Genomic DNA, 10,212 nt, shown 5'->3' on the forward strand with positions numbered 1-10,212 from the left:
CGACAATGACCATCGCCGTCCTCGATCTCGCCACCGAAACCGCCAAGCTGCTTGCCGAACTCGGCGTCGATGCCGGCCGCTATCAGGGCGGCACGCTGTCCGTCTCCTCGCCCGTCACCGGCAAGGAGATCGGCAGACTGAGAGAAAATTCCGTTTCCGAAACGAAAGCGGCGATCGAAGAGGCGCACAAGGCTTTCCTGGAATGGCGTAATGTGCCGGCGCCGAAGCGCGGCGAGTTGATCCGCCTGCTCGGCGAGGAGCTGCGTGCCGCCAAGACGGCGCTCGGCCGCCTCGTCTCGATCGAAGTCGGCAAGATCACCTCCGAGGGCCTCGGCGAGGTTCAGGAGATGATCGACATCTGCGATTTCGCTGTTGGCCTGTCGCGCCAGCTCTATGGCCTGACGATCGCCACCGAGCGCTCGGAGCACCGGATGATGGAAAGCTGGCACCCTCTCGGCGCAATCGGCATCATTTCTGCCTTCAACTTCCCGGTCGCCGTCTGGTCGTGGAATGCAGCGCTGGCGATGGTCTGCGGCAATTCCACCGTCTGGAAACCCTCGGAGAAGACGCCACTGACCGCCCTTGCCGTGCAGGCGCTGTTCGAAAAGGCCCTGAAGCGCTTCGTCGCCGAGGGCGGCAAGGCGCCGGCCAATCTATCCACCCTGATCATCGGCGGCCGTGAGGTCGGCGAGGTGCTGGTCGACCACCCGAAAATCCCGCTGGTTTCCGCCACCGGCTCGACGGCCATGGGCCGCGCCGTCGGCCCGCGCCTGTCGCAGCGTTTTGCCCGCGCCATACTCGAACTCGGCGGCAACAATGCCGCGATCGTCTGCCCGAGCGCCGACCTCGACCTGACGCTGCGTGGCGTCGCCTTCTCCGCCATGGGCACGGCCGGCCAGCGCTGCACGACACTGCGCCGTCTCTTCGTCCATGAAAGCGTCTACAACAAGCTGGTGCCGCGCCTGCAGAAGGCCTACGGCTCCGTCACCATCGGCAATCCGCTGGAGACCGGCACACTGGTGGGCCCGCTGATCGACGGTCAGGCTTTCGAGAAGATGCAGACGGCGCTCGGCGAGGCAAAGGCGGCCGGCGGCAAGGTGACCGGCGGCGAACGCGTCGACAATGGTTCGGCCGATGCCTTCTACGTTCGCCCGGCGCTGGTCGAAATGCCCGATCAGATCGGCCCGGTCGAGCACGAGACCTTCGCGCCCATTCTCTACGTCATGAAATACAGCGATTTCAATGCGGTGCTGGACTTGCACAATGCCGTGCCGCAGGGATTGTCGTCGTCGATCTTCACCAACGACATGCGCGAGGCGGAAACCTTCGTTTCGGCGCGCGGCTCGGATTGCGGTATCGCCAACGTCAACCTCGGGCCTTCGGGCGCCGAAATCGGCGGCGCCTTCGGGGGCGAAAAAGAGACCGGCGGCGGACGCGAATCCGGCTCGGATGCCTGGAAGGCCTATATGCGCCGCGCCACCAACACGATCAATTACGGCAGCACGCTGCCGCTTGCGCAAGGCGTCAAGTTCGACGTCGAATAAGCACAATCTCAACAAAGGCGACACTGGGCCCAGCGTCGCCTTTTTGGCTCGATCGAGATTTATTCCCTCGCAATCTGAAATATTGGGTCAAAATTTTGTGATGCTTTTTTCTCAGCGACGAAACTTGAAATGACCAGTCAAGAAAAATATACGCCTCTTACCCTGTTGGGGTGACATCGCCATGGAGGCCCTCATGATAACTGCTGTTAACCGTTTTTCCCACGTGCTGGCGCTCGCCGCTTCGCTTCTCTCCACCACGGTGCTCGCAGGCAGCGCCAATGCGCAGGATGAAGGTCTCGTCGTCTACAATGCGCAGCACGAAAGCCTGGGCCGCGAGTGGATCGATGCCTTTACCAAGGAGACCGGCATCAAGGTCACCATGCGCCAGGGCGGCGACATGCAGTTCGCCAACCAGATCATTCAGGAAGGCGACGCATCCCCCGCCGATGTTTTCCTGACCGAGAATTCGCCGGCCATGACGCTGGTCGACGGCGCCGGCCTCTTCGCCCCGGTCGAAAAGGAAACACTGGATCAGGTGCCGGAGCAGTATCGTCCGGCCGACGGCATGTGGACCGGCATTGCCGCCCGCTCTACCGTCTTTGCCTATGACAAGACGAAGCTCAGCGAAGACAAGCTGCCGAAGTCGCTGCTCGACCTCGCCGACCCCACCTGGAAGGGGCGCTGGGGTGCATCGCCCGCCGGCGCCGACTTTCAGGCCATCGTCGCGGCGCTGCTGCAGCTGAAGGGTGAAGATGCCACCAAGGCATGGCTGAAGGGTCTCAAGGACAATGCGACGCCCTACAAGGGCAACAGTGTTGCCATGAAGGCGGTCAATTCAGGTGAAGTCGAAGGCGCGGTCATCTATCACTACTACTGGTTCGGCGATCAGGCAAAGACCGGCGAAAACAGCAAGAATGTCGGCATGCATTACTTCAAGAATCAGGATCCGGGCGCTTTCATCAGCGTTTCGGGCGGCGGCGTCCTGAAGTCCACGCAGCACATGAAGGAAGCGCAGGCTTTCCTGAAATTCGTCACCAGCAAGGCAGGCCAGGCGGTTCTGAAGAACGGCTCGTCCTATGAATATGCCGTCGGCAAGGACGCCCCTTCCAATGACAAGCTCGTTCCGCTTGCCGATCTCAATGCTCCGAAGGTGGAAGCCTCGACGCTGGACAGCAAAAAGGTCGTGGAACTGATGACAGCGGCAGGTCTGATTTAGGCTCTCTACGTGTCGTAGCGCTTATGCGCGATAGGCTTCGGCCTTTCTGCCGCAGGCTTGCAGCAGCCAAAACTATTGCTTTTGGCTCAAGAAAACCTTAGGGCATGACGGGATCGGGCAACTGTCTTTCCAAGACGGTTGCCTTCCTTTTTCAGCGTATGAAGGCATCGGCCTTGCTGCAGGACAACAGATTTTTCGTCGCCGGCAACGAGGCGCCGGTCGCGCCGAAACGCGCGCGAATGCTATTGCCGCGTCGGCGCATGCCGCACGCGCCCGTGATGCTACTCGCCACCGTCATCGCGATCTTCAGTCTCGTGCCGCTCGGCTTCATCGGCTGGATAACTTACGATGTTGGCTGGGAGACGGTGAAAACACTCGTCTTCCGGGCCCGTGTCGGCGAACTCCTCATCAATACGGTTCTTTTGGAATCGATCACCATCCCGCTGTCGATCGCGCTGGCCGTGACGCTTGCCTGGCTGACCGAACGGACGGATATACCGTTCGCCAGGCTCTGGGCCTGGCTGGCGATCGCGCCGCTCGCGGTGCCGGCCTTCGTGCACAGCTATGCCTGGGTCAGCCTTATCCCCGGCATGCGCGGCCTTGAGAGCGGTGTCTTCGTTTCTGTCCTCGCTTACTATCCCTTTCTCTATCTGCCAGTTGCCGCAGCGTTGCGCCGTCTCGACCCGGCCATCGAGGATGCCGCCGCCTCCCTTGGTCTCGACCCCTGGCGCGTCTTCTTCCGAACCGTGCTGCCGCAGTTGAGGTTTGCCATTTGCGGCGGGTCGCTGCTGATCGCGCTGCACCTGCTGTCGGAATACGGCCTGTTCGTCATGATCCGGTTCGACACTTTCGCCACCGCGATCGTCGACCAGTTCCAATCCTCCTACAACAGCCCGGCCTCCAACATGCTCGGCGGTGTACTCGTTGCCTGCTGCCTTTTCCTGCTTGGCCTCGAAGTGCTGCTGCGCGGCAACGAACGTTATGCCCGCGTCGGCTCCGGCTCGCCGCGTCCGGCCGATCGCCGGCGTCTCGGCTGGTTCGTGGGGCCGGCCATCCTGCTGCCTGTTGTCCTGGCGGTGCTGACGCTCGGCGTGCCGTTGCTGACACTCGGCCGCTGGCTCTATCTCGGCGGCAGCGAGATCTGGCGCATCGAAGTCGGCACCGCCTTCCTGCAGACGATGGCGCTCGCTATGGCCGGCGGCGTGCTGGCGACGATTGCCGCAGCCCCCATGGCATGGCTTTCTGTGCGCGCGCCCGGCCGCTTTCAGCGCCTGCTCGAAGCCTGCCACTATTATGTCGGCTCGCTGCCCGGCGTCGTCGTGGCGCTGGCGCTGGTGACGATCACCGTTCGTATCGTGCTGCCGCTCTATCAGACCTTCGCAACGCTGCTCGTCGCCTATGTGATGCTTTTCCTGCCCCGGGCCATGGTCGGCCTGCGCGCCAGCATCGCCCAGGCGCCGGTGGAGCTGGAGCGCGCCGCAATGGGCCTCGGCCGCACCCCCGGCCAGGCGGTGCGGCAGATCACCATGCGGCTTGCCGCACCGGGGGCCGCTGCCAGCATCGCCCTGACCGCACTTGGCATTACCAATGAACTCACGGCGACGCTGATGCTCTCGCCAAACGGCGTCGATACGCTGGCGACGGAATTCTGGTCACTGACGAGCGAGATCGATTATGTCTCGGCCGCCCCTTACGCTGTCATGATGGTCGTGCTGTCGCTGCCGCTCACCCTGACGCTTTATACGCAATCGAAACGGACCGCCGGCCAATGACGCTGCTTACGATCGAAAACATCAGCAAGCGCTACGGGCCTGTCCAGGCGCTGAAGGATATTTCGCTCGATGTCCAGGCCGGCAGCCGCACAGCCGTCATCGGGCCGTCCGGCTCGGGCAAGACGACCCTGCTGCGCATCATCGCCGGCTTCGAGCAAGCCGATGCCGGCAGGGTGACATTGGATGGCGACGTGCTGGCCGATGGCCTGGCGGCGGTGCCGGCCCACAAGCGGGGCATCGGCATCGTCTCCCAGGATGGCGCGCTGTTTCCGCACTTAAGCGTGGCTGAAAATATCGGCTTCGGCTTTGAACGGGGTGCTGCCGATCGTGAGCGGCGCATCGCCGAACTGCTCGATATGGTCGAGCTCGACCGCGGCATGCTGGCGCGGCGCCCGCACCAGCTCTCCGGCGGGCAGCAGCAGCGCGTGGCGCTCGCCCGCGCGCTTGGTCGCAAGCCGCGGCTGATGCTGCTCGACGAACCATTCTCGGCGCTCGACACCGGCTTGCGGGAAAACATGCGCAAAGCTGTCGCGCGCGTCCTGCAGGCGGCCGGCATAACCGCGGTCCTCGTGACGCACGATCAGGAAGAGGCACTGAGTTTTGCCGATCAGGTCGCGGTCCTGAGGGAAGGGCGGCTGATCCAGGCGGGATCGCCGCAAACGCTATATCTGCATCCAAAAGACCGCGAGACGGCGCTGTTCCTCGGCGATGCCGTGCTGCTTCCGGCCATCATCCGGAACGGTCTTGCCGACTGCGCTCTCGGCCATGTCGCCGTCGAAGGCAGCCGCCAGGGCAAAGCGGAAATCATGCTGCGGCCCGAGCAGATTCGCGTCATTGCCGGGGAAAGCGATCGCGACTACGGCGGACGGGTTGTCGAGGTGGAGTTCGGCGGCGCGGTCTGCACGGTCGCCGTCTCGCTCGATGGCGTTGCCCTGCCGCCGATCCGGATCAAAACCTCGAGCGTCGCCCTTCCCTCGCGAGGCGATCTCGTGCGCCTGGATATATCGGGCAAGGCACACGTCTTCGATCGCTGAGCATAATCCGTTCCGGAAAATCAATTTCCGTCGGTTTGTGCGCTAACCGACCCTGCGCACCAGCTCTTGCGGCTCGATGTCCTCAAGCCAGCCGCCGGTAAAGCCGGCGCGCTCGAGCCCGCGGCGGATGATCGGCGATTGCCGCATCAGCTTCCAGATGAAATCGGAACGCTCGTTTTCCACGGTCATGACGATCAGGCCCTGGTCAATGCCGACGGTGCGGTCGTCCACCCAACCCTCCGGACGTTTGGTCTGGACGGTCGGATTGAAGCCGCCGGGGAAGCCTCCCTCCAACAGCAGGTTCGGATAGGTGGTCAGCAGCGTCTTGGTGCCGTCGAGAGCCGCCTGCCGGTCATAGGGCAGGCAGGCAAGTGCGGCCCAGGGTGCTATCGTGCCGTCATCAGGTCCGAGCGGCGCGCCGCGTGCGGCATAACCCAGAACCTTCGGCTGCCGGCCGCCGCGCATGCGCCGGGTGGGCGGTGGGCCGTCGCAGGCGGTAAAGCCCCAGACATTCCTGTTGTAACCGACGAAACCGCCGGGATTGCGCTCGGCATAGTCGCGCTGCATGTTGATGACGACCTGGGTGTTGCGGAAGTAGTCCCAGTTGCGCTCCCTCATCGGCCTGTCCTGGATGCCGCGGAAATCGATCCAGGCATGCGAAAAGAGATGAATGAAAAGCGGGCCGGCATAGAGATATGGCTGGTCACCGAACATCATCCAGGAATAGCTCGATGTGAAGGCGTCGTAGCTCGACTGCGGGATGGGATGCGTCGGCGAGGCGAGCGCTAGCGCATAAAGGATGATCGCCTCGTCGAAGCCGTGATAACGCCAGCGCAGGAAGCCCGACGAAGGCTTCCATCCCATGGAAATGGCGTCACCCTTGTTCAGCGCCCAGCGCCAGTCGACGCGTTCGTAGATGAAGGTCGCGAGCTGACGGATTTCGATCTCCGTCTCGTCGTCTCCGCGATTGAAATATTGCGCTGAGGTCAGTACGCCGGCGATCAGCAGCGCCGTGTCGATGGTCGAAAGCTCGCTGTTCCAGGCGCGATTGCCGCTATCCATGTGGAGGAAGTGGTAGAAGAAGCCGCGATGGCCGGTCGCATGGCGCTCTTCGCCCTGGCGCGCCTCGGCGAAGAAACGCAGCGTATTGACCGTGCGCTCGGCTGCTTCCTTGCGGCTGATCCAGCAACGCTCGACAGCAACCGGATAGGAGGAAAGGGCAAAACCGACGGCCGCAATGCTCGCCGGCACGCCGCCGATCGAGGTATCGGCCACCAGGCCATTTTCGGGATTGGAATATTTCAGGAAGTACTTGAATGCCGAATGCTGCAACCTGTCTATGAGGGCTGCATCAATGTCTTCGATCCGCTGCAGCGTAGGCTCCTACCCAACTGTTGCACCGCCCCATGCATGAACATGGTGGTCGTCCCCGGGCAAATCAAACCTTTTTGATTCGCAAGGATAAGAGAACACAAACGGAGGCGATTGGTCGTTAACAATTATCGGTGAAATAATATCTAGCATAAGTCATATAAGCGGTGCAGCAAAAAGACGGCCGCGCACCGCACTGGCACAGCGTATCTCAGGCAATACTTGTGGCCTTGCAGGCGCTCTGCGACGTGGCCCCCTATCGTCCGACTGCATAGGGCCGTATCAGGCACGGGGTGGCTGCGGCGTGCATAGCCCGTCGGCATCGCAAAATCCTCTCTGTTCGGGTCGGTAGGACCTCAAGCCCGCAGCGAACGCGCGGAGAGGAAGACCCGCGGTTCGAAGGCAAAATCCTTGTCGAAGGGATAGGTCGGATGCTGCTTGCGCAGCCGCGGCAGGCGCTCGACGAACTGATCGACCACGCCCTCCGACAGCGCCATCAGGTTAGGGTTTGCGATCGGCGCCAGTTCCGGCGAGAGATAGCCCGATTTGACGACGATGATCTTGGCTGCGTGCGGATCGAGGCCGAGCCGGGTGAAATCGGCGATATTGTGGTAGGGTCGCCGTTTGGCCGAGAGCACGAGATCGATGCCGCCGATCGAAACGACCGCCTGCCGATCGGCCGCGTCGGCGGTCTCATGCAGGAATTTGACGGCGAAGCGGGCATTGACCGGCCTGCTGCCCTTGGTATCGAGCGATGCCCCGACACTGAGGGCAAGCTCAGCCCCGACACCTGCGGCGTAACAGGTTTCGGTCGCCGTCTTGTCGGCAATGCCTGCAAAGACGACGCCATCAGCACCTTTGGCGATCAGTTCGGCTAGGACATCGGCGCGGTCTCCGACGCCGCCGCCGGTCGGGTTATCGCCGGATTCGGCGAGCACGACGGGAGCGGTCGGGCTGGCGATCGCCCTCGCAACGCATTCCTCGACCGAACCGGTCTCGCAGCCGAAGACGAAGTCTTCGCGGGCCTCCCAATAGGCCTTGGCGAGCCGCCTCGCCTCGCGCTCCAGCACGGCGCGGTCGGTGCCGGTCATGATAGCGGCGGCCGTGGCGCGCGGTTCGTCGGCCCAGACGTAACCGACCATCAGCGATGCGTCCCAGACGCCCGCCATGGCATCGATCTCGGGCAGCAAGGCATAGAGGCTCTTCGCCGGCTCATCGACCGTGCTGGTGCGCTCGCCGGGCAGGACGACCGGGATCGGCGCCCAGAGAACGATCGGCCTCACACCTGTTTTCAGGCTTTTGACCAGCATGGAAACCGAACGGCGCATCGTCTCCTCGACATCGATATGCGGCGCGGTGCGATAGGTAGAGTAGATGTCGAGCGCATCGATGATGCGCTGGGTGACATTACCGTGCAGGTCATAGCTTGCCGAGACAGTGCATTCCTCGCCGACGAGGGCGCGGGCCGCACCGATCCAGTCGCCTTCGGCATCCTCCATGCCCTCGACATACATGGCGCCGTGCATGGCAAGGTACAGACCATCAAGCGGTAGCAGCGACTTCAGCCGCGCGAGGAATTCGCTCTTGAAGCCCTCATAGGTGCCGCGCGAAACCGGCCCGCCGGCAATGGCGCGGGCATGGATCGTCGGCAGGAACTCGGCATCATAATCCTTCAGAAAGGCGAAATAGGGCGATTCCAGCAGCCCCTCCCCGCGCAACACCCGAAAGTCCTTTTCCTCATTCAGAACGGGATTGTATGTGCTGCATTCGATATGAATGCCACCGACGGCAATGCGCATGGGGAACCTCGGTTGAAACTGGGAGCAATCGGGAAAGGTACGGGTGGCGACGGGCTGAACACGGAGGCGGTTTCAATCCGAAGACGTGCCCCTTGTCCGATCCTGATGATAGTTCGCGAAACGAGCCAATCAACCGCAAATAAACAACAAATTTGCTCCGGGCCGGTCGCCTGGATCGACGATCCGGATCCAGTCATGCAAGAAATTTTTCGATGAGCGCCTTGGCAACCGATTTGCTCAAGCGAGCGAGGTTCGCTTAACAAGCGCAAAGCAACTGCAACGCCGGCCTCAAGCGTGTGAGATCGATCCTGCGTCAGCACTGGCGGGTCCAGCCAAACATTAAGGTCGGCCGTCCGCTGTTGGCGAAAAATACCGCAGCCGTAGCCCGAGAATCGAATGTTGGATAGCCGGTCCGGACAGGAGCATGATGGCGGAGAGGGTGGGATTTGAACCCACGATACCCTTGCAGGTATGCCGCATTTCGAGTGCGGTGCATTCGACCACTCTGCCACCTCTCCGCGGTCTTGGTCGGCGCTTGTTCGGCGCGGGCGTTCTCATAACGGGCAGATGACAGGTTGGCAAGCCGAAATCTCAAGCTTTTCCATCCTTTTGCCTTGACACCTTTCTGTCACTCGCGTATCCCGCATCCGCAATAGGGGTGGAGTAGTCCGCCCCTTGCCCGCCTCGCGCTCGCGCGGGGTTTCACCGGCAGACCAGAGTTCCGGGCTAGTTCCCTGAAATCCCTGCTTAACTTCGACTGATAAAAAGACGGCCACCTGCGGAAATAGCGGGGAGCGCCGGAACGAACATGAAAGGATAAAAAATGTTCGCAGTCATCAAGACCGGCGGTAAGCAGTACCGTGTGGCAGCCAATGACGTGCTGACCATCGAGAAGCTTGAAGCATCCGCTGGCGACTCCATTGAATTCACCGAAGTCCTCGTGATCGGCGAAGGCGCCGACGCGGCGATCGGTGCGCCCTTCGTAGCCGGCGCCTCCGTCAAGGCGGAAGTCGTCGACCAGACACGCGGCAAGAAGGTCATCGCCTTCAAGAAGCGCCGTCGTCAGAATTCGAAGCGTTCGCGCGGCCATCGCCAGCATCACACGGTCGTCCGTATCACGGACATCGTGGCTGCCAAGTAAGATCAACGGGTTTCAGGTTTAAAGGAGAACTCCAATGGCACATAAAAAAGCTGGCGGTTCCTCGCGCAACGGTCGCGATTCCGAATCCAAGCGCCTTGGCGTGAAGAAGTTCGGCGGCGAAGCCGTCATCGCAGGCAACATCATCGTGCGTCAGCGCGGTACGCAGTGGCATCCCGGTTCCAACGTCGGCCTGGGCAAGGATCACACGATCTTTGCACTCACCGCCGGCAATGTGGACTACCGAACGAAGGCCAACGGTCGCGTCTACGTGTCTGTCATGCCGAAAGCGGAAGCAGCGGAATAAGCCGGTAGCGCTCAAAAACAGCCGGCGTCTC

At 62.1% G+C, this 10,212-nt stretch carries 8 protein-coding genes and 1 tRNA gene; 6 read left to right on the forward strand and 3 right to left on the reverse strand.

Annotated features, from left to right (window positions below; translation table 11 throughout):
* Positions 1-5: 5 nt before the first annotated feature.
* From amaB to AC13QO_RS25405, 4 genes are all read left to right on the forward strand, one after another.
* The gene (gene amaB / locus AC13QO_RS25390) at positions 6-1,544 is read left to right on the forward strand and encodes an L-piperidine-6-carboxylate dehydrogenase (protein WP_488542224.1); all 1,539 of its coding nucleotides are present in this window, start codon (positions 6-8) and stop codon (positions 1,542-1,544) included.
* A gap of 193 nt (positions 1,545-1,737) precedes the next feature.
* The gene (locus tag AC13QO_RS25395) at positions 1,738-2,760 is read left to right on the forward strand and encodes an iron ABC transporter substrate-binding protein (protein WP_488542225.1); all 1,023 of its coding nucleotides are present in this window, start codon (positions 1,738-1,740) and stop codon (positions 2,758-2,760) included.
* 104 nt (positions 2,761-2,864) lie between these two features.
* Positions 2,865-4,532: an ABC transporter permease gene (locus tag AC13QO_RS25400; protein WP_488542226.1), complete on the forward strand. Its 1,668-nt coding sequence runs from the start codon at positions 2,865-2,867 to the stop codon at positions 4,530-4,532.
* Positions 4,529-5,566 (forward strand): ABC transporter ATP-binding protein, encoded by a 1,038-nt coding sequence (locus AC13QO_RS25405; RefSeq protein ID WP_488542227.1) that lies wholly within the window; start codon positions 4,529-4,531, stop codon positions 5,564-5,566. The genes AC13QO_RS25400 and AC13QO_RS25405 overlap by 4 nt, the downstream gene beginning before the upstream one ends.
* A 42-nt stretch (positions 5,567-5,608) precedes the next feature.
* Here the strand turns inward: AC13QO_RS25405 and AC13QO_RS25410 are convergent, their stop codons facing one another.
* The 3 genes from AC13QO_RS25410 to AC13QO_RS25420 form a co-directional block, all read right to left on the reverse strand.
* Positions 5,609-6,940 carry a glucoamylase family protein gene (locus AC13QO_RS25410; RefSeq protein ID WP_488542230.1) on the reverse strand — a complete coding sequence of 444 codons (1,332 nt, stop codon included), beginning with the start codon at positions 6,938-6,940 and terminating at the stop codon, positions 5,609-5,611.
* Between the two features lie 353 nt (positions 6,941-7,293).
* Complete coding sequence (locus AC13QO_RS25415) at positions 7,294-8,736, reverse strand: M81 family metallopeptidase (RefSeq protein WP_488542228.1); 1,443 nt, start codon at positions 8,734-8,736, stop codon at positions 7,294-7,296.
* A gap of 428 nt (positions 8,737-9,164) precedes the next feature.
* Positions 9,165-9,254, reverse strand: a tRNA-Ser gene (locus tag AC13QO_RS25420).
* Between the two features lie 305 nt (positions 9,255-9,559).
* On the opposite strand from AC13QO_RS25420, the gene rplU reads away from it, so the two are divergent.
* Positions 9,560-9,877 (forward strand): 50S ribosomal protein L21, encoded by a 318-nt coding sequence (gene rplU / locus AC13QO_RS25425; RefSeq protein ID WP_007824851.1) that lies wholly within the window; start codon positions 9,560-9,562, stop codon positions 9,875-9,877.
* Between the two features lie 34 nt (positions 9,878-9,911).
* Entirely contained in the window at positions 9,912-10,181 is a 270-nt protein-coding gene (rpmA, locus tag AC13QO_RS25430; protein WP_004676172.1) for a 50S ribosomal protein L27, read from the forward strand.
* Positions 10,182-10,212 lie beyond the last annotated feature (31 nt).

The organism is Rhizobium sp. CNPSo 3670, assembly GCF_057784555.1.

What these genes read in the sequence shown, in the direction of transcription:
- AC13QO_RS25405 (WP_488542227.1), top strand. Translation starts at nt 4,529, where the DNA reads ATGACGCTGCTTACGATCGAAAACATCAGCAAGCGCTACGGGCCTGTC.
- AC13QO_RS25415 (WP_488542228.1), bottom strand. Translation starts at nt 8,736, where the DNA reads ATGCGCATTGCCGTCGGTGGCATTCATATCGAATGCAGCACATACAAT.
- AC13QO_RS25400 (WP_488542226.1), top strand. Translation starts at nt 2,865, where the DNA reads ATGACGGGATCGGGCAACTGTCTTTCCAAGACGGTTGCCTTCCTTTTT.
- rpmA (WP_004676172.1), top strand. Translation starts at nt 9,912, where the DNA reads ATGGCACATAAAAAAGCTGGCGGTTCCTCGCGCAACGGTCGCGATTCC.
- amaB (WP_488542224.1), top strand. Translation starts at nt 6, where the DNA reads ATGACCATCGCCGTCCTCGATCTCGCCACCGAAACCGCCAAGCTGCTT.
- rplU (WP_007824851.1), top strand. Translation starts at nt 9,560, where the DNA reads ATGTTCGCAGTCATCAAGACCGGCGGTAAGCAGTACCGTGTGGCAGCC.
- AC13QO_RS25395 (WP_488542225.1), top strand. Translation starts at nt 1,738, where the DNA reads ATGATAACTGCTGTTAACCGTTTTTCCCACGTGCTGGCGCTCGCCGCT.